Origin of the sequence: Rathayibacter sp. AY1H2 (genome assembly GCF_002931985.1) — a bacterium.
Lineage (GTDB): Bacteria > Actinomycetota > Actinomycetes > Actinomycetales > Microbacteriaceae > Rathayibacter.
The window spans coordinates 1-17,884 of record NZ_PSUV01000008.1; the positions used below are offsets into that span (position 1 = coordinate 1).

The window sequence follows — 17,884 nt, forward strand, 5'->3', positions numbered from 1 at the left end:
AAATTGGCATTGAACATAGTGCACGCTGTTGAGTTCTCAAGAATCGGACACATCCCGCCTCCACACCAGAACGGTGCTTCACAACGAAAGTGATCGAAGATAATGTTGCTTGCGTTATACGCGTCTTCTCGGTAGACTAGGAGAAGTTTCTTTCTCCCTGTCGCCGTGGCAACTTGTATAACTTAGCACATCCGCAGGCCGTGTCAAATCCGGCTTCTTCGCGATGCCGTCACGCTCATAGGCGCTCCGACGTTGCTCGGTTCAGGACCTGAGTCCTGCGCCGGGCGGCGAAGTTGCTGGATCCGAGGAATCCTGCGAAGGCTTTACATCCGTGCGGCAGACCTGCTCCGAAAAGCTGTCTTGCCGAGTGGATGGTCCCGATTGAGGCCGGGACGTAGGAGCTGCTGCTCTTTCCGTTTCCCTGCGGCCTTTGTGGCGACTCGGAATAAGTTACGCAGCGATCGCGGTGCTGTCAAACGACGGGCCGAAATCGCACATCCCGGGCGTGTCGGGATCAGGGGTCCTCCCCGTCGGCGCCCGGTTCCGCGGGCGGATCCGGGGTCCGAGCCGGCTGCATCGGACCGAGGCGGGCACCCGCGCGCGCGGGATCCGACTCCACCGAGTGGAAGGACCCTCCCCGATAACGACGAGGAGCGCGCGACCCGGATCGCTCCGGTACCGCGCGCTCCTCGAGGGGATGCCGGGACTACGCCCCGATGCCGACCGCCTCGGGGGAGACGTCCGCATCGGGAGCCGAGGGCTCGAGCGCCTCGGCGACGCGCTGCGAGAGCGACGAGTCGACGTTCGCCCAGTACTGGAGCACGCGCTGCCGCAGCTCCGGACGGGTGACCTTCGACACGTGGCCGGCGATGTTCGCGACCAGGCGGGCGCGCGCGTCGTCGTCGAGGACCTCGCGGTAGAGCGTCCCCGCCTGACCGAAGTCGTCGTCCTCCGGGTGGAGGGTCGCCGCGGCGCGCGTCAGCTCGCCGTCGGTCTCCCAGCCGGCCGACTCCGCCGCCCGGGCGGGATCGGCGTGGGCGCCGCCCATCGTGTTCGGCGCGTAGACGGGCACCTCGGTCTTCTGGAAGTCGAACCGCATGGGGCCGTCCTTCGAGTACGAGTGCACGGGCGACTTCGGCGCGTTCACCGGCAGCTGCGCGTGGTTGGTCCCCACGCGGTAGCGGTGCGCGTCGGCGTAGCTGAAGATGCGCGCGAGGAGCATCTTGTCGGGGCTGGCCGCGATCCCGGGCACGAAGTTCGAGGGGGCGAACGCCGCCTGCTCGATCTGCGCGAAGTAGTTCTCGGGGTTCCTGTCGAGCGTCATGGTGCCGACCTGGATCAGCGGGTAGTCCGAGTGGGGCCAGACCTTGGTGAGGTCGAACGGGTTGAACCGGTAGCTCTTCGCGTCCTCGTACGGCATGACCTGCACGGACAGCGTCCACGAGGGGAAGTCGCCGCGGTCGATGGCGGAGGACAGGTCGCGGATGTGGAAGTCCGCGTCCTCACCGGCGATCTGGTCGGCCTGCTCCTGGCTCAGGATCTCGACGCCCTGATCGGTCTTGAAGTGGTACTTGACCCAGAAGCGCTCGCCGGCGGCGTTGATCCACTGGTAGGTGTGCGAGCCGAAGCCGTCCATGTGCCGCCACGAGGAGGGGAGGCCGCGGTCGCCCATGAGCCATGTGACCTGGTGGGCCGACTCGGGCGAGAGGGTCCAGAAGTCCCACTGCATGTCGTGGTCGCGCAGGTGGCTGCCAGGCAGCCGCTTCTGCGAGCGGATGAAGTCGGGGAACTTGATGCCGTCGCGGATGAAGAAGACGGGGGTGTTGTTGCCGACGAGGTCGTAGTTGCCCTCGCTCGTGTAGAACTTCAGCGCGAAGCCGCGGGGGTCGCGCCAGGTGTCGGGCGAGCCCTGCTCGCCGGCGACCGTGGAGAACCGCGCGAGCATCTCGGTCTCGACTCCGGGCTGGAAGAGCGCGGCACGCGTGTAGGCGCTGACGTCGGCGGTGGTGGTGAAGCGTCCGAAGGCTCCGCCGCCCTTGGCGTGGACGACCCGCTCCGGGATGCGCTCGCGGTTGAACTGGGCCAGCTTCTCGACGAGGTAGTGGTCGTGGAGCGCGAGGGGTCCGTCGGCTCCGACGCTCAGCGAGTGGTCGTCACTCGCGACCGGTGCTCCGGAGTTCGTGGTGGTGAATCGTTCCTCGGTCATGTTCCTCCTGTCGGCGAGGGGCACGTAGCCCGCCGCTGCGGTGTAGCGGATGTCGGTCAGTGGGCCAGGGCCAGGCAGTCGGGGCAGGTGCCCCAGAACGTGACGTCGGCGGTGTCCACGGCGAAGCCGCTCGCGGTCTGCGGATGCAGGCACGGCGCCTCCCCGACGACGCAGTCGACGTCGGCCACGGCCCCGCAGCGCCGGCACACCACGTGGTGGTGGTTGTCGCCGACCCGCAGCTCGAACCGGCGGGGGTGGCCCTCCGGCTCGATGCGGCGGACGATCCCGGCGTCGGTGAACGCCGAGAGCACTCCGTAGACGGCCTGGGCCGAGGCCTCGGGGAGGCCCTCGCGCACTCGGGCCAGGACCGCGTCGACCCCGGAGTGCGGGTGCTCCTCGAGAGCGAGGAGCACCGCGCGCCGGGTGGCGGTGACCTTGAGCCCGGAGGCTCGGAGCCGCTCGTCCACTGTCGTCATGCCGAGGACACTACCCGAGTTGTCTTGAGCGGATCAAAACAACGGGCGGCGTGGCGCGCTCGTCCGGGTGAACGGCCGGGAACGCTCCGGCGGCCCCGCGGAGGCTCCGATCAGGCGACCGGACCCTCGACCAGCACGACCTGGGCGGAGCGGGCGGCGCCCGCGGTGTCGGTCCACGAGATCGTCACCGACTCCCCGGGCTCGCGCTGCGCGAGCGAGGCGGACAGCTGGTCGGCCGAGGCGACGGCGACCCCGTCGACCGCGGTGACGACGTCCCCCGCCTCGAGGCCCGCCTGCGCGGCCGGCCCGCCCTCGACGACTCCGCCGATCACGGCGCCGGACGCGGTGGTCGCGAGCGCGCGCGAGGTCGGCGACGCGGTGCCGGAGGAGAGGGAGACGCCGAGGAAGGCCGGGTAGCCGATCTCGACGGTGGCCGTGTCGGCGCCCGCCTCGATGGTGGCGACGATGTCCAGGGCCTTCGAGATCGGGATCGCGAAGCCGGTGATGTCGGCCGTCCCGCTGGAGGCGGCGGTGTCCATCCCCACGACGCGGCCGGCGGAGTCGACGAGCGGGCCGCCGGAGTCGCCGGAGACGATGTCGGCGTCGGTCTGGATCAGCCCGGTCAGCGTCTCGGCGGAGATCCCCGACTCGGAGCGGGTGGTGATCTGCTGATCGAGACCCGTGACCGTGCCGGTGGCGGCGACCAGGTCGCCCGTCCCTCCCGCGTTGCCGACGGCGGTCACGGTGTCGCCCACAGCGACCCCGTCCGTGTCGAGCGAGGCGGGAGTGAGGCCGGAGGCGTCCTCCAGCTGCAGGACGGCGACGTCGTTCGTCGCGTCGGTGCCGACGACGCGGGCGGTGTAGCTGCGGCCCGTCGACTCCACCGTGACCGAGATCGCGGTGGCGCCCTCGACGACGTGGTTGTTGGTGAGGATCATGCCGTCGGAGGTGAGGATCATGCCGGTGCCGGCCGAGCGGGCGCCCTGGTAGGTGAGCTCGGAGGTGATCGTGACCACGCCGGCGGTCTGCGCGGTGCTCGCGGCCACGGCGTCGGTCGCGCCGGTGGCCGGCTCGGAGGCGGAGGAGCCGCCCTGCATCGACCCGTACGCGGAGGAGCCGCCCTGCGTCGATCCGCCCTGCGTCGATCCGCCCCAGGAGGGGACGATCACGTACCCGCCGCCGAAGGATCCCCGCGAGCCGCCGGGGTAGACGATCGTGGCGGCGCCGGCCGAGGCGGAGGAGGCCGCCTCGGTGCGGCCGGCGGTGGCGACTCCGCCTGCTGTCACTCCGATCAGCACGGCGAGGCCGAGGCCGCCGGCGATCAGCGCCCGACGACGACGACGACGGTCGTCCGCGCGCAGCGCGCGCACCTCGTCGGCGCCCGTCGCCTCGGTGATGGCGGGCTGGTCGGTGAGCTCTCGCTCGTCGGATTCGTGTCGCTCGTTCATGGTGTCGTCCTCGTGCCGGGGCCGCCCCTGACGGCGACCGGTTCCCATTCCACGCCCGGCCTCCCCGCGCCGCCTGGACGATGCTTATGCGGTTCCTATGAGCGCTCGCCCCTCTGAATGGTTGTAGCTTCAACCAAAAGCGGGTAGCGTCTCCGCCGTGACCACCTCCTCCCCCGACCTGCTCGCTCCCGACACCGCGATGGGCGCGGTGACCCTCCGCGTCGCCGACCTCGACGGGATGATCGCCTACTACCGCGACGCCGTGACGCTCGAGCTGCTCTCGCACGACGGACCGGTCGCGGTGCTCGGCCGCGGCGGAGTGCCGGCCGTGATCCTCCAGCACGCGCCCGAGCTGGTGCACGCCTCGCCGCGCAGCGCCGGCCTCTTCCACACGGCGATCCTCTTCGAATCGGAGGCGGCGCTCGCCGCGGCCGTGTACAGCGTCGCGACCCGGCACCCCGGCTCCTTCACCGGCAGCTCCGACCACCTGGTCAGCAAGGCCTTCTACTTCGACGACCCCGAGCACAACGGCGTCGAGCTCTACTGGGACCGCGACCGCACGCAGTGGTCGTGGACGCACGGGCGGATCGAGATGAGCACGCTCTTCCTCGACCCGAACGCGTTCCTGCAGGAGCACCTCACCGAGGAGTCGATCGCGCAGCCGCGCCTCGGCGGCGCCTCCGTCGGCCACGTGCACCTGAGCGTGGGCGACGTCGCCACCGCGAAGGAGTTCTACGTCGACCGGCTCGGCTTCGAGACGACGATCGCGTACGGCGGGCAGGCGCTCTTCGTCTCGGCGGGCGGCTACCACCACCACATGGCGATGAACACCTGGAACTCGGCGGGCGCCGGACGCCGGCAGCAGGCCCTCGGCCTCGGACAGGTCGAGATCGTGGTGCCCGGCGCCGACGACCTCGGCGCGCTCGGCGAGCGGCTGGCCCGCTCTGGAGTCGCCACCCGCGACGACGGCCGCACCCTCGCCTTCGAGGACCCCTGGGCGAACGCGATCCGCGTCACGACCTTCTGAGCGCCGCCGACCGCGGGGACCCCCGCGGGTACGATGGTCGCGCGGAAGACCGCACTCCCCCGAGACTCCGGAGAACACGGTGCCCACGATCGTCGTTGAAGTCATGCCCAAGGCCGAGCTGCTCGACCCGCAGGGGAAGGCCGTCGCCGGCGCGCTCGCGCGGCTGGGCCACTACGCCCTCCACGGCGTGCGGGTGGGCAAGCGCTTCGAGATCACCGTCGACGAGGTGACCGACGAGGTGCGCGCCTCGGTGCAGCGCATCGCCGACGAGATGCTCTCGAACTCGGTGATCGAGGACGTCGTCGGGATCCACTACCCGGCGGAGGCCGCCCGATGAGGATCGGCGTCATCACCTTCCCCGGCTCGCTCGACGACCGCGACGCCCAGCGCGCCGTCCGGTTCGCGGGTGCGGAGCCGGTCGCGCTGTGGCACGGCGACCACGACCTCGACGGCGTCGACGCGATCGTCCTGCCCGGCGGCTTCTCCTACGGCGACTACCTGCGCTGCGGCGCCATCGCCTCCCATTCCCCGATCATGCGCGAGGTCGTCGACGCGGCGAACGCCGGGACCCCGGTCCTCGGCATCTGCAACGGCTTCCAGATGCTCACCGAGGCGCACCTGCTGCCCGGCGGCCTGATCGCGAACGACATCGGATCCTTCGTCTGCCGCGACCAGCGCCTGATGGTCGCGAGCACCGAGACCGCCTGGACGAACGGCTTCGAGCCCGGCCAGGAGATCACGATCCCGCTGAAGAACGGCGAGGGCGGCTACATCGCCTCGGCCGACACGCTGCTCGAGCTCGAGGCGGAGGGACGCGTCGTCGTCCGCTACCTCGGCCACAACCCGAACGGCTCCATGAACGACATCGCCGGCATCAGCAACCGCCGCGGCAATGTGGTGGGGCTCATGCCGCACCCGGAGCACGCCGTCGAGGAGGGCTTCGGGCCCGACACGGCCGCCGCGATGCGCTCGGGTGTGGACGGGCTGACGTTCTTCACGTCGGCGCTGAAGTCGCTGCTCGCCTCCGCCTGACGCATCCGGTCCGGGCGGCTCCGCCCGCCCGCGACGCACGAGACCCCCGGTTCCGGCCGGGGGTCTCGTGCGTGATGGGCGATGTTCGCGGAGCCGCTCAGGGCCCGGTCAGGACCTCGGGCTCGGGGGTCATCGAGATGGTGGGGATCGAGGCGGTGATCACGGTGCCGTCGGAGCGGCGGGTGCCCTCGATGTCGGACGTGGTCGGCGCGCCGTGCAGGCGGCGGCCCTGGTGCGTGAGCGGGACGCGCACGGGGCTGCCGGCGGCGACGTGCACGCGCTCGTCGCGGACGGTGATCGCGGCGGAGTCGCCGGTCTCGACCGTCAGCAGGACCTCGGTCTGCGTCACCTCGACGCGCACGCGCGTGCCGTGGAGGGTGATGCGGAAGGCGAGGCGGTCCCAGTCGTCGGGCAGGCGCGGGTCGAGCGTGATCCGCCCACCGTGGTCGCGCATCCCGCCGAAGCCGTAGACGAGGGCGCTCCAGACGCCGCCCGTCGAGGCGACGTGGATGCCGTCCGCGGTGTTGCGGTGCAGGTCGGCGAGGTCGACGAACAGCGCCGACAGGAAGTAGTGGCGGGCCAGGTCGCTGTAGCCGACCTCGGCGGCGATGATCGACTGCACGACGGCCGAGAGGGTCGAGTCACCGGTGGTCAGCGCGTCGTAGTACTCGAAGTCGGCGCGCTTCTGCTCGGCGGTGAACTCGTTGCCCTGCAGCAGCAGCGCGAGCACGACGTCGGCCTGCTTGAGCACCTGGAAGCGGTAGATCACCAGCGGGTGGAAGTGCAGCAGCAGCGGGCGCTTGCTCGCGGGGGTGTTCTCGAGGTCCCACAGCTCCTTCTCGAGGAAGGCCGCGTCCTGCGGGTGGATGCCCGCCCGCGCGTCGAAGGGGATGTGCATCTTCTCGGCGGCGCGCGCCCACTCGAGCACCTCGCCCTCGTCGAGAGCGAGGCGGTCGGCCATCCGCTCGTACGCGGCGGGCTCGACGGCTTTCAGCAGCTCGACGGCGCGTGCGGCCGAGCGGAGGTTCGCCCGGGCCATGACGTTCGTGTACAGGTTGTCGTTGACGACGGTCGTGTACTCGTCCGGCCCCGTCACTCCGTGGATGTGGAAGTGGTCGTCGCCGTTGCTGCGCCAGAAGCCCAGATCGGCCCACATCCGCGCGGTCTCGACGAGGATGTCGATCGCTCCGCGGGCGAGGAAGTCGTCGTCGCCCGTGGCACCCACGTACTGCATGAGCGCGTAGGAGATGTCGGCGTCGATGTGGTACTGAGCGGTGCCGGCGGCGTAGTACGCCGACGACTCCTGCCCGTTGATGGTGCGCCAGGGGAACAGCGCGCCGCGCTGATTGAGCTCGGAGGCGCGCGAGCGGGCCGCCTCGAGCATGTTCTGCCGGAAGCGCAGGGCGTTCCGGGCGACGAGGGGCGCCGTGTAGCTGAGGAACGGGAGGACGTAGACCTCGGTGTCCCAGAAGTAGTGGCCGCCGTAGCCGGAGCCCGAGACGCCCTTGGCCGCGACTCCGCCGCCGTCGGTGCGGGCGGTGGACTGGGCGAGCTGGAAGAGGTTCCAGCGGGTGGCCTGCTGGATGGCGGGCTGGCCGTCCAGCTGCACGTCGGAGCGGGTCCAGAAGTCGTCCAGCCACTCGCGCTGCTTGACGAACTGCTCCTCGACCGGCGTCTCGCGGGCGCGGTCGAGCGTGCGGTCGCAGCGGTCGGCGAGCTCGCGCACGGGCACGCCGCGGGAGGTGTGGTAGGTCAGCGTCTTGACCAGGCGGACCGGCCGGCCGGCCTTGGCCTTCACGCGGTAGACGTGCTTGGCGAGGTCGTCGTCGATCTGGGAGGTCTGGTCCCACTCGTTCTCGGTCTCGAGCTGGTGCTCGGCGCCGCAGGCGACGGTCATCTGGGAGTTGGTGGTCCGGTAGCCGAGGAGGTAGCGGGTGCCGCTGACGCGCTTGAGGCGCGGCTGGAGCACGCGGTCCTCGAACGACTCCGCCTTGCGCGGGTCGAAGCCGGCCCCCTCGCTGCCGGAGGGGGCGTGGTACTCGTCGACGCCGTCCTGGCGGTTGAGGATCTGGCTCGAGATCAGCACGGACGCGTCGTGGTCGAGCATCTCGACCTCGTAGTCGAGGATCGCGAGGTGCCGGTCGGTGAAGGAGACCAGGCGGCGCGAGCGGATCAGGACGCGCTTGCCGGAGGGGGTGCGCCACTCCAGCTCGCGGGTGAGCACGCCGTTCGCGAAGTCGAGGCGGCGCGAGTAGGCGAGGACGTCGGCCTCGCTCAGCACGAAGGGCTCGTCGTCGACGTAGAGGCGGATGATCTTGGCGTCCGGCACGTTGACGATGGTCTGGCCGACGCGGGCGAAGCCGAACGCCTCCTCCGCGTGGCGGATGGGCCAGGTCTCGTGGAACCCGTTGATGAAGGTGCCGTAGGCGTAGCCGTCGCGCCCCTCCTCCACGTTGCCGCGGAGGCCGAGGTAGCCGTTGCCGGTGGCGAAGAGCGTCTCGGTGCGGCCCTGCAGCTCGGAGGCGAACTCGGTCTCGACGAGGGCCCACTCGTCGATCGGGAAGCGGTTCCGGTCGAGCGGGTCGGAGGTGATGGGGTTCATGCGGCGTCCTCGGGGGCGGGAGCGGTGGGGAGGAAGGGGAGCAGCTCGGCCAGGTCGTCCACGACCAGGTCGGCGCCGTGCTCGAGCAGGGTGTCGGCCCCGACTCCGCGGTCGACGCCGACGACGAGGCCGAATCCGCCCGCGCGGCCTGCCGCGACTCCGGAGTGCGCGTCCTCGAGGACGGCGCACTCGGCGGCCGGGAGGCCGAGGAGCTCGGCCGCGTAGAGGTAGGTGTCGGGCGCGGGCTTGCCGGCGATCGAGCGCTCGGCGGCGAGGAGCCCGTCCACGACGACCTCGAAGCGGTCGCGGAGGCCGGCCGCCTCGAGCACCGGCACGCCGTTGCGGGAGGAGGTGACGACGGCGACCTGCACGCCCGCGGCGATCGCGGCGTCGACGAAGCGGAGCGAGCCCGGGTAGGGAGCGACGCCGGTCTCGGCGAGGGTGCGGTTGAAGGCGTCGTTCTTGCGGTTGCCGAGCCCGCAGACGGTCTCGAGCGACGGGTCGTCCTCGGGCGCGCCCTCGGGGAGGGTGATGCCGCGCGAGGCGAGGAGCGCCCGGACGCCGTCGTACCGCGGGCGTCCGTCGATGTACCGGAAGTAGTCGGCGTCGGTGTAGCCCTCGGCGATCCCGCGCGAGGAGAGGTACTCCGTGAACAGCCGCGACCAGGCCTGCATATGGACGTCGGCGGTCGGCGTGAGCACGCCGTCGAGGTCGAACAGGAGCGCGCGGACGCCGCGGAGGGCGGAGGCGTCGGGGCGCGTCGGGGATGCAGTCACGGCGGGGAGGACCTCTGATCGGGGGCAGGCGTTCGGCGGTTCCGCCGATGACGGTCGTCCGCCGCGGACTGCAGGTATCGTATACGCCCCCCGGCCGCCGTGTGGAACCGTTTACACGTCCGTCATCTGCGCGCCGCCGGGGGCGTCGATCCGCTCGGGGGCGAGGCGGTGCCGCCCGAGGGGGAGCATGAGCGGAGTGCCCGAGGTCGGGTCGGTGATGATGCGGCTGTCGAGGCCGAACACGGCGAGCACCGTCTCCTCGGTGAGCACCGCGGCCGGGCTGCCGGAGGCGTGCACCGCGCCGTGCGCGATCGCCACGAGGTGGTCGGCGTAGCGGGCGGCCATGTTGAGGTCGTGCAGGACCATCACCACCGTCGTCCCGCGGGTGCGGTTGAGGTCGACGAGCAGGTCGAGCACCTCGATCTGGTGGCTGACGTCGAGGAAGGTGGTCGGCTCGTCCAGCAGCAGCACGTCGGTCTCCTGCGCGAGTGCCATCGCGATCCAGACGCGCTGGCGCTGCCCGCCGCTGAGCTCGTCGACGGAGCGGTCGGCCAGGGCGGCGGTGTCGGTCGCGTCGAGCGCGGTCGCGACGGCCTCGTCGTCGTGCGCGCTCCAGCGGCTCAGCATCCCCTGGTGCGGATGGCGGCCGCGGCCGACGAGATCCGCGACGGTGATGCCCTCCGGGGCGATCGGCGACTGCGGGAGGAGGCCGAGCGTGCGGGCGAGCTGCTTCGCCGGCGTCCGGTGCACGGCCCTGCCGTCGAGCAGCACGGCGCCGGAGCGGGGCGCGAGCAGGCGCGACATCGAGCGCAGGAGCGTCGACTTGCCGCAGGCGTTCGCTCCGACGATCGCGGTGATGCGGCCGGGCGGGACGACGAGGTCGAGGCCGTCGACGACGGTCCGGTCGCCGTAGCCGAGGGTGACCCCCTCGGCCGTCAGGGTGTGCGCGGTGGTCACAGTGAGCCTCCCGCTCTGTTGCTGCGGACGATGAGGTAGACGAGGTAGGGCGCCCCGAGGACGCCGGTGACCACTCCGACCGGGTAGCGCAGGCCCAGCCCGAACTGCCCGACGAAGTCGGCGACGAGCACGAGCAGCGCGCCGACGAGGGCCGAGGGGATGAGGAGCGACGCGCCGGGCCCGATCAGGCGGGCGGCGATCGGGCCGGAGAGGAAGGCCACGAACGCGATCGGGCCGGCGGCGGCCGTCGCGAAGGCGATCAGCCCGACCGCGGCGACGATCACGACGAGGCGGGTGGCGTTCACGCGGATGCCGAGCGCGGAGGCGGTGTCGTCGCCGAGCTGCGTGGCGGAGAGGTCGCGCGAGCGCGAGAGCAGGACGGGGGTGAGGACGACGACCGCGGCGAGGACCGGCACGACCTCGCTCCAGCTCGCGCCGTTGAGGCTCCCGGTGAGCCAGCGGGACGCCTCCTGCAGGTCCCACGCGGCGGCCTGCGAGAGCACGTAGGCGGTGAGGGAGTCGAGCATCGCGGCGACCCCGATGCCGATCAGGATCAGCCGGGTGCCGGCGACTCCGCTGCGGTAGGACAGGGCGTAGACGAGCAGGGCGACCACGAGTCCCGCGACGATCGCGAGGGCCGAGACCTGCGCGGCCCCGAGCGAGAGCGTCACGATCGCGAAGGCCGCGGCGGCGCTCGCCCCGGCGCTGATCCCGATGATGTCGGGGCTGGCGAGCGGGTTGCGGAGCATGGTCTGGAAGCTCACTCCGCCGAGCCCGAAGCACAGGCCCACCAGCAGGGCGAGCACGGCGCGCGGGAGGCGGAGGCGCCCGACGGTGAAGCTCGCCCCGGGGACCTGCTCGCCGAGGATCACGCGGAGCACCTCGTCGGGCGAGTAGACGGTCTGGCCGACCAGCAGGGAGACGGCGAGGACGGCCGCGATCAGGACAGCGAGGACGGCGACGACGATCCGGCGGCGGGCCCCGCGGCGGCGGCGGCCGGCCGCGACGGCGCGGGCGGTGGCGGAGGGCGCCTCGAGCAGCGCGGTCACAGCTCGCGCACCTTCTGGCGGCGGACGATCGCGATGAACACCGGGGCGCCGACCAGCGCGGTGACGATGCCCACGTCGATCTCGCTCGGGCGCGCGACGACGCGGCCGACGATGTCCGCCGCGATCAGGAGCACGGCGCCGGTCACCGCCGAGAACGGCAGCAGCCAGCGGTGGTCCACGCCGACGAGGAGGCGGCAGGCGTGCGGGACGACCAGGCCGACGAAGCCGATGGGCCCCGTGACCGCGGTCGTCGCTCCGCAGAGCACGACCGCGCCCAGGGCGGCCCCGCCGCGCGCGAGGGCGACCCGCTCCCCCAGGCCCGCGGCGAGCTCGTCGCCGAGCGCGAGGGTGTTGAGGCTCTTGGCCGAGAGAACGCAGAGGACGAGGCCGGCCAGGAGGAAGGGGAGCACCTGCGCGATGCTCGCGGCCGTCGCGCCGCCCATTCCGCCGATCTGCCAGGAGCGGATGCCGCCCGCGATGTCGGCGCGCGGCAGGACGATCGCGCTGATCACCGAGACGAGCGCGGCCGAGGTGGCGGCGCCGGCCAGGGCGAGCTTGAGCGGAGTCGCGCCGCCGCGCCCGAGCGAACCGACCGTGTAGACGAAGACCGCGGCGACCGCGGCCCCGCCGATCGCGACCCAGACGTAGGCGGCGGAGCTCGTCAGCCCGAAGAAGACGATGCCCGTCACGACCGCGAGCGAGGCTCCGGTGTTCACCCCGAGGATGCCGGGGTCGGCCAGCGGATTGCGGGTCACCCCCTGCATCAGCACGCCGGCGACGCCGAGGGCCGCGCCCGCGATCGCGGCGAGCACGGTGCGCGGGATGCGCTTGGCGACCGCGGCCTGCGCGAATCCGTCCGTGGACCCGCCGAACGCGGCGACGACGTCGCTCCACGCCACCTCCCGCGACCCCACCAGCACCGAGACCACGGCGGCGGCGAGCAGCACGGCCACGGCCGCGACCAGCCAGAGGGCGCGCAGCCGCCTCGGGCGGCGCACGGCGGCGACGCCCGAGGCGGCGGGAGGAGCGGCGAGGGTCACGCGGGTCGGATCCCGGCTCAGGCGGCCGGAGTGCTCTGCGCGGCCTTGGCGGCGGCCTCGTCGAGCAGGTCCAGGTAGTCGTCGAGGACCCACGAGATCGAGAGCGGCGTCGGGTTGGCGGCGGTGCCGAGCGGGGTGGAGGGCAGGCGCACGATGGCGTCGTCGGCGACCGCGGGGATCTGCGAGAGCAGCGGGTCGGCCTTGAGGGTGCTCACGAGCTCGTCGTCGCCGTAGGTGACGATCACGTCGACGTCGCTGAAGGCGTCGGCCTGCTCGGCGCTCTGCGTGAGCGAGAACTTGTCGGTCGCGGCGGAGGCGGTGGCGATGCTGCCCGGGGTCGCCATGCCGAGGTCCTCGAAGAACGCGGGGCGGGTGTCGTGCGAGGTGTAGAAGCTGACCTGGCTGAGGTCCGTCGGGTCGACGTGGGTGAGGAACATCGCCGAGGTGCCGGCCAGCTGCGGGTGCGCGGCGACCTTCTCCTCGATCTCGCCCTCGAGCTCGGTGATCAGGGCGGCGCCCTCGTCGGCCCTGCCCATCGCCTCGCTGTTCAGCGTGATCATGTCGCGCCAGGAGGTGCCCCAGGCGGTCTCGGGGTAGGCGACGACGGGGGCGATCTCGCTCAGGGTGTCGTAGTCCTCCTGCGTGAGGCCGGAGTAGGCGGCGAGGATGACGTCCGGGTCGGTGTCCGAGACTGCCTCGAAGTCGATGCCGTCGGTCTCGTCGAAGAGGACGGGGGTCTCGGCGCCGAGCTCGTCGAGCTTCTCGCTCACCCAGGGGAGGAGCCCGTCGCCGTCGTCGTCGCCGAAGTTGGCGGCGGCCATGCCCACGGGGACGACACCCAGCGCGAGCGGGACCTCGTGGTTGGCCCAGTTGACGGTCGCCACGCGCTCGGGGGCCGACTCGATGGTGGTGGTGCCGAGAGCGTGCTCGATCGTGATCGGCGTGAAGCCGCTGTCGGCGGCGGCGTCGTCTCCGGCGGCCGAGCCGCTGCAGCCGGCGAGGCCGATCGTCAGCGCGGTGGCGGCGAGCAGGGCGAGGGGCGTGGTGGCGCGGGGCATGGGTCCCTTTCGAGAGGCTGTGCGGGAGGCGGCGCAGGGTCCGAGTGGACCGGCACTAAGGACAGCCTAACCAAAGAATGTGCGTGCTCTCAGCCCCGATTCCTCGCCTCCCGAGGTCGCAGGCGCCCCGAGGCGCCGCTCGCAGAGCCCGGAGGCGGCCCCGCCACGGCCGCGGACGTCACGCCGTCGCGAGCCTCTCGACGGTGCGCAGGTTCCGGGTCGTCGTGGTGGAGCGGTAGGCGGAACGGGCGAGGATCCTCGCGACCGGAGTGTCCGTCGAGGAGCCGCGCGGGCAGCGCCAGTAGAGGACACCGGCGCCCCGGGCGACGAGCTCGACCGCCGGATCCGGCTCGCCGATCGCGGCCTGCGCGGCGTCGAGCGCCTCCTCGTCCGAGCCGAAGACGACGTACGGATGCGCCTCCTCGTCGATCCGCGGGAACGGGTAGGCGGCGAGCACCGCGGCGAGCGCCTCCTGCGTCACGAGCACGATCCAGGCGTCGTAGCCGAACCGCTCGGCGAGCGCCGCCTCGAGCGCGTGCTTCAGCTCGGCGGCCGGGCGGTCGGAGTCGAAGGCCGCGTTGCCGCTCGCGAGGACCGTCCGCACCCGGTCCACGCCGATCCCGGCGACCGTCTCGGCGAGCTCGGCGCTGCGGACGGTGCGGCCGTTGACGTTCACTCCGCGGAGGAGGGCGAGGAACCGGGTCATGCGGCCGACGGTAGCGTGACGGCATGGCGCGCGGAAGCGGACGACGACGACCCCGGCGGACCCTCGAGGAGGAGATCCTGCGGGCGAGCGAGCGCGGACCCGGGGCGAGGACGCGGGCGGAGACCGTCCCTCCCTCCGGACGCCGGCTGGTGGCGCCGCCCGCCTCGGGCACCCTGCTCCACGTCGACGTGGACGCGCTGGTGGCGCTCGCCGCGCGGGAGGACCTGCTGATCGCGCTGGAGCGGCGGATCGGCGAGCACGCGGTGGCCGCGACTCCGGTGCTCTCGTGGTGGTCGGCGACTCCGTCGGTCCCGGGCGAGGAGGAGGAGCGTCGGCTCGACGCGCTCGTGCTGCGAACGGTGGAACTCGGGGCGGGGCCGGCCGAGGACGTGGACTCGCGGCTGCGGGAGCTGGCGCACGAGGGCGGTCTGGACGAGCTGGGCTCCGCTCTGGCGCTGCTCGCGCGGGTCCCGGATCCGCCGGCGGCGTTCCAGGATCCGGACGGGTTCCTGCGCGTGACGGTCCCGGAGTCGCCGTTCGAGCGGCGGCTCGAGGTCCTCGCGGAGGCGCAGGGCCGGGCGGGCGAGCTGCTGGTTCTGCTGCGCGACTGCGCGTTCACCGCGACCCTGCCGCGGCGGCGCTCGGCGATCGCTGCGATGAGCGGGCGGATCCGGGCGGCCGCGGACTCGGGGCGCCTCGACTCCCGGCGGCTGGACGAGCTCGCGGAGGCGGTGGACGCGGCGCTCGAGAAGCGGTGGACCGTGCTCTGACGGCGGTCGGCGTTACGGGCGCGCCCGTCGCAGTGACCGTTCGCGCACCGGTTCAGCCCCCGCGCACTCCGGGTGAATAGGCTGGACGGATGCCTCTCACCGGTCTCGACCTCCGCCGCTTCCCCGCCGCCCTGAACGACGAGGGCGGTCCCGACGCCGCCACCGCCGCGTGGGCCACCGCGATCAACGCGGGCTTCCACGAGAAGGAGTTCACGCCGGAGAAGCTGCGGGACTGGGCCGAGCACATGGTCGCCGACCAGCGCGTGCTGACCGCGGTCGTCGACTCCTCCGCCCCCGAGGGACTCGACGGCGCGGGCGTGCCGGTCGGCACCTACGCGGCGTTCCCCGGGGCCCTGCAGGTCGGCGGCGGACGCGAGCTGCCGGCGCACCTCGTCTCGCAGGTGACCGTGCGGCCCACGCACCGGCGCCGCGGCATCCTGCGCGCGATGATCACCGAGGACCTGCGCCTGGCGAAGGAGGCCGGCACCCCGGTCGCCGCGCTCACGGCGAGCGAGGCCTCCATCTACCGCCGGTTCGGCTTCGGCCGCTCGGCCTTCACCCGCTCCATCCGCGTCGACACCGGGCCGCGCTTCGGCCTGCAGACCGAGCCCGCCGGCCGCGTCGAGGTGGTCGCGACGAGCTGGCTGCAGCCGCGCATCCCCGCGGTGTTCGCCGCGTTCCAGGCGTCGACCCCCGGCTCGCTGACCCGCCAGTCGCGCTACGAGGCGAACTCCGTCGGCACCGCGTCCGGCGAGACCACGCCCGGCCTCGACGTCCGCTCGGCCGTCCACCTCGACGAGGAGGGGACGCTCGACGGCTTCGTGACCTACCGCGCGGTCGGGCCCGAGGACGACAAGACCCTCGAGATCGTCGACCTCGTCGCCCCCGGCGCCGACGCCTACCTCGCGCTCTGGGGCTACCTCGGCGCGGTCGACCTCGCCTCCGCGGTGACCTGGGACATGGCGCCGGTGGACGACCCGCTGACCTGGGCGCTCCGCGACGCGCGCGTGGTGCAGGTGAGCCACGTGGGCGACCTGATCTGGCTGCGGATCCTCGACGTCGCCGCCGCGTTCTCGGCCCGGCCGTGGACCGCTGACGGCTCGGTCGTCGTCGAGGTGGCCGACGGGCTCGGGCTCGCCGACGGCCGCTACCGCCTCACCGCCTCGGGCGGCTCCGCCACCGTGGAGCGCACCGGGGACGAGGCCGAGCTCGCGCTGGACGTGGCCGACCTGGGCTCGCTGCTGCTGGGCTCGGTGCGGCCGTCGATCCTGGCGAAGGCCGGGCTGGCGCGCGTCACGGGCGAGGCGGGGCGGATGGACCGCCTGTTCGCGCCGATCGCGACGCCGTACTGCATCTCGTTCTTCTAGGAGGCACCGCCCGCTCGGCTGCAGCGCCCGGCCGGCGGCAGCGCGCTGCCGGCGGTGTCCGGCTCCCGCGCCGCCGCCGCCGTCCCGCGCACCTCAGCCGCCGCGGACTGCCAGCCGCCTCCGGGCGTCCGCGCATCCCGCGTCGGTCATGCTGGAGGACCCGTCCCCGACACCGGCAGGAGTTCCGCGTGGGTGCATCCGTGATCGTCGACGTCATCGTCGTGCTGAGCCTCATCGGCGCGCTCGTCGACGGTCTGCGGCGCGGTCTGCTCCGGACCCTCGGCGGTCTCGCCGGGATCGTCGCGGGCGCGATCGGCGCCTCGTTCGCCGTGCCCGCCGTCTCGTCGTGGGCGGCCGGCAGCGAGTGGCGCCTGCTCGCCGTGATCGGCACCGCCGTGCTGCTGCTGGGCGTCGGCTACGCGATCGGAGCGACGCTCGGCGCGGTCATCGGCCGCGGAGCCGACCGCGTGAAGCTCGGCCTGCTCGACCGGCTCGCGGGCGGCGTCGCCGGCGTCGCGATCTCCGGCCTGGTCTGGATCGCCGTCACCTCGGCCGTCTCCCTCCTCGGCGTCCCCCTCGTCACGACCTCGGTCGCCGGATCGACGGTCATCCGCACGATCGACGACCTCACCCCCTCCCCCGTCCGCGCCTTCCTCGCCCAGCTGCAGTCGACCGTGGTCGACGAGGGCACGTCGTGGGTCGTCGAGGCGCTCGACGCTCCCACCCAGGCGCCCGCGATCCCGGACGTCTCGACCGACGACCCGGAGGTCGCCGCCGCCACCCGCTCGGTCGTGCGCGTCTCCGGCACGGCCTGGGCCTGTGACGTCGGAGTGACGGGCAGCGGCTTCGTCGTCTCGGACGACCGCGTGATCACCAACGCGCACGTGGTCGGCGGAGTCTCGCAGCCGGTCGTCGAGGCGCCGGGCGAGGCCCCGCGCACCGGCCGAGTCGTCTACCTGGACCCGGCCGCCGACCTCGCCGTGATCGCCGTCGACGGGCTCGACGCCTCCCCGCTCCCGCTCGACGACGCCGTCGCCGCCGGGGACGACGCGGTGGTCGCGGGCTACCCCTTCGGCGGCCCGCTGACCCTCGGCTCGGCCGAGATCTCCTCCGACGCCACGGTCTCGCTGATGGTCGACGGAGCACCGACCTCACGCGAGGTGCTGACCCTCGCCGCCGTCGTCAACCAGGGCAACTCGGGCGGCCCGCTGCTCTCTCTCGAGGGCACCGTGTCGGGCGTGGTCTTCGGCAAGGCCGCCTCCGTCGACAACGTCGGCTACGCCATCCCGCTCTCGGTCCTCACTCCCGTGGTCGAGCGGGCCGCCTCGCTGACGGACGCCGTCGATCCGGGGGCCTGCCGCTCGAAGTGA

At 72.8% G+C, this 17,884-nt stretch carries 16 protein-coding genes; 6 read left to right on the forward strand and 10 right to left on the reverse strand.

The window, feature by feature from the left end; genetic code table 11:
* Nucleotides 1–706 precede the first annotated feature (706 nt).
* The 3 genes from C5C29_RS07545 to C5C29_RS07555 all read right to left on the reverse strand — a co-directional run bounded on the left by C5C29_RS07545 (nt 707) and on the right by C5C29_RS07555 (nt 4,130).
* The gene (locus tag C5C29_RS07545; protein ID WP_104308185.1) at nt 707–2,206 is read right to left on the reverse strand and encodes a catalase; all 1,500 of its coding nucleotides are present in this window, start codon (nt 2,204–2,206) and stop codon (nt 707–709) included.
* Nucleotides 2,207–2,262: 56 nt separating this feature from the next.
* A complete protein-coding gene (locus C5C29_RS07550; protein WP_104222735.1) occupies nt 2,263–2,682 on the reverse strand; it encodes a Fur family transcriptional regulator in 420 nt (139 codons plus the stop codon).
* A gap of 110 nt (nt 2,683–2,792) precedes the next feature.
* Nucleotides 2,793–4,130, reverse strand: a complete 1,338-nt coding sequence (locus tag C5C29_RS07555; protein ID WP_258069474.1) for a S1C family serine protease — start codon at nt 4,128–4,130, stop codon at nt 2,793–2,795.
* Between the two features lie 199 nt (nt 4,131–4,329).
* Here C5C29_RS07555 and C5C29_RS07560 point away from each other — a divergent pair, with 199 nt between their 5' ends.
* From C5C29_RS07560 to purQ, 3 genes are all read left to right on the forward strand, one after another.
* A complete protein-coding gene (locus tag C5C29_RS07560) occupies nt 4,330–5,157 on the forward strand; it encodes a VOC family protein (protein ID WP_104247499.1) in 828 nt (275 codons plus the stop codon).
* Between the two features lie 79 nt (nt 5,158–5,236).
* On the forward strand, nt 5,237–5,494 hold the full coding sequence (gene purS, locus C5C29_RS07565) for a phosphoribosylformylglycinamidine synthase subunit PurS (protein ID WP_104308186.1): 258 nt from the start codon (nt 5,237–5,239) through the stop codon (nt 5,492–5,494).
* Nucleotides 5,491–6,189, forward strand: coding sequence for a phosphoribosylformylglycinamidine synthase subunit PurQ (gene purQ, locus C5C29_RS07570; RefSeq protein ID WP_104222737.1), 699 nt, complete (start codon nt 5,491–5,493; stop codon nt 6,187–6,189). Before purS ends, purQ begins: the two co-directional genes overlap by 4 nt.
* 97 nt (nt 6,190–6,286) lie before the next feature.
* Here the strand turns inward: purQ and C5C29_RS07575 are convergent, their stop codons facing one another.
* From C5C29_RS07575 to C5C29_RS07605, 7 genes are all read right to left on the reverse strand, one after another.
* Complete coding sequence (locus tag C5C29_RS07575) at nt 6,287–8,791, reverse strand: glycoside hydrolase family 65 protein (protein WP_104255974.1); 2,505 nt, start codon at nt 8,789–8,791, stop codon at nt 6,287–6,289.
* Nucleotides 8,788–9,567 carry an HAD family phosphatase gene (locus tag C5C29_RS07580; protein ID WP_104222739.1) on the reverse strand — a complete coding sequence of 260 codons (780 nt, stop codon included), beginning with the start codon at nt 9,565–9,567 and terminating at the stop codon, nt 8,788–8,790. The genes C5C29_RS07575 and C5C29_RS07580 overlap by 4 nt, the downstream gene beginning before the upstream one ends.
* A gap of 111 nt (nt 9,568–9,678) precedes the next feature.
* Entirely contained in the window at nt 9,679–10,524 is an 846-nt protein-coding gene (locus C5C29_RS07585; protein ID WP_104267818.1) for an ABC transporter ATP-binding protein, read from the reverse strand.
* Complete coding sequence (locus tag C5C29_RS07590) at nt 10,521–11,573, reverse strand: iron ABC transporter permease (protein ID WP_258060555.1); 1,053 nt, start codon at nt 11,571–11,573, stop codon at nt 10,521–10,523. The genes C5C29_RS07585 and C5C29_RS07590 overlap by 4 nt, the downstream gene beginning before the upstream one ends.
* On the reverse strand, nt 11,570–12,613 hold the full coding sequence (locus C5C29_RS07595) for an iron ABC transporter permease (protein WP_104308187.1): 1,044 nt from the start codon (nt 12,611–12,613) through the stop codon (nt 11,570–11,572). The genes C5C29_RS07590 and C5C29_RS07595 overlap by 4 nt, the downstream gene beginning before the upstream one ends.
* Nucleotides 12,614–12,630: 17 nt before the next feature.
* Nucleotides 12,631–13,671 (reverse strand): iron-siderophore ABC transporter substrate-binding protein, encoded by a 1,041-nt coding sequence (locus tag C5C29_RS07600; protein WP_104222743.1) that lies wholly within the window; start codon nt 13,669–13,671, stop codon nt 12,631–12,633.
* Nucleotides 13,672–13,849: 178 nt separating this feature from the next.
* On the reverse strand, nt 13,850–14,377 hold the full coding sequence (locus C5C29_RS07605) for a DUF1697 domain-containing protein (RefSeq protein WP_104308188.1): 528 nt from the start codon (nt 14,375–14,377) through the stop codon (nt 13,850–13,852).
* Between the two features lie 23 nt (nt 14,378–14,400).
* Between C5C29_RS07605 and C5C29_RS07610 the strand changes: the two genes are divergently transcribed.
* The 3 genes from C5C29_RS07610 (at nt 14,401) to C5C29_RS07620 (ending at nt 17,884) form a co-directional block, all read left to right on the forward strand.
* Nucleotides 14,401–15,147: a DUF2254 family protein gene (locus C5C29_RS07610; RefSeq protein WP_104308189.1), complete on the forward strand. Its 747-nt coding sequence runs from the start codon at nt 14,401–14,403 to the stop codon at nt 15,145–15,147.
* Between the two features lie 89 nt (nt 15,148–15,236).
* Nucleotides 15,237–16,514, forward strand: coding sequence for a GNAT family N-acetyltransferase (locus C5C29_RS07615; protein WP_104222746.1), 1,278 nt, complete (start codon nt 15,237–15,239; stop codon nt 16,512–16,514).
* Nucleotides 16,515–16,702: 188 nt separating this feature from the next.
* A complete protein-coding gene (locus C5C29_RS07620) occupies nt 16,703–17,884 on the forward strand; it encodes a MarP family serine protease (protein WP_258062192.1) in 1,182 nt (393 codons plus the stop codon).

What these genes read in the sequence shown, in the direction of transcription:
- C5C29_RS07545 (WP_104308185.1), bottom strand. Translation starts at nt 2,206, where the DNA reads ATGACCGAGGAACGATTCACCACCACGAACTCCGGAGCACCGGTCGCG.
- C5C29_RS07550 (WP_104222735.1), bottom strand. Translation starts at nt 2,682, where the DNA reads ATGACGACAGTGGACGAGCGGCTCCGAGCCTCCGGGCTCAAGGTCACC.
- C5C29_RS07555 (WP_258069474.1), bottom strand. Translation starts at nt 4,130, where the DNA reads ATGAACGAGCGACACGAATCCGACGAGCGAGAGCTCACCGACCAGCCC.
- C5C29_RS07560 (WP_104247499.1), top strand. Translation starts at nt 4,330, where the DNA reads ATGGGCGCGGTGACCCTCCGCGTCGCCGACCTCGACGGGATGATCGCC.
- purQ (WP_104222737.1), top strand. Translation starts at nt 5,491, where the DNA reads ATGAGGATCGGCGTCATCACCTTCCCCGGCTCGCTCGACGACCGCGAC.
- C5C29_RS07575 (WP_104255974.1), bottom strand. Translation starts at nt 8,791, where the DNA reads ATGAACCCCATCACCTCCGACCCGCTCGACCGGAACCGCTTCCCGATC.
- C5C29_RS07600 (WP_104222743.1), bottom strand. Translation starts at nt 13,671, where the DNA reads ATGCCCCGCGCCACCACGCCCCTCGCCCTGCTCGCCGCCACCGCGCTG.
- C5C29_RS07605 (WP_104308188.1), bottom strand. Translation starts at nt 14,377, where the DNA reads ATGACCCGGTTCCTCGCCCTCCTCCGCGGAGTGAACGTCAACGGCCGC.
- C5C29_RS07610 (WP_104308189.1), top strand. Translation starts at nt 14,401, where the DNA reads ATGGCGCGCGGAAGCGGACGACGACGACCCCGGCGGACCCTCGAGGAG.
- C5C29_RS07615 (WP_104222746.1), top strand. Translation starts at nt 15,237, where the DNA reads ATGCCTCTCACCGGTCTCGACCTCCGCCGCTTCCCCGCCGCCCTGAAC.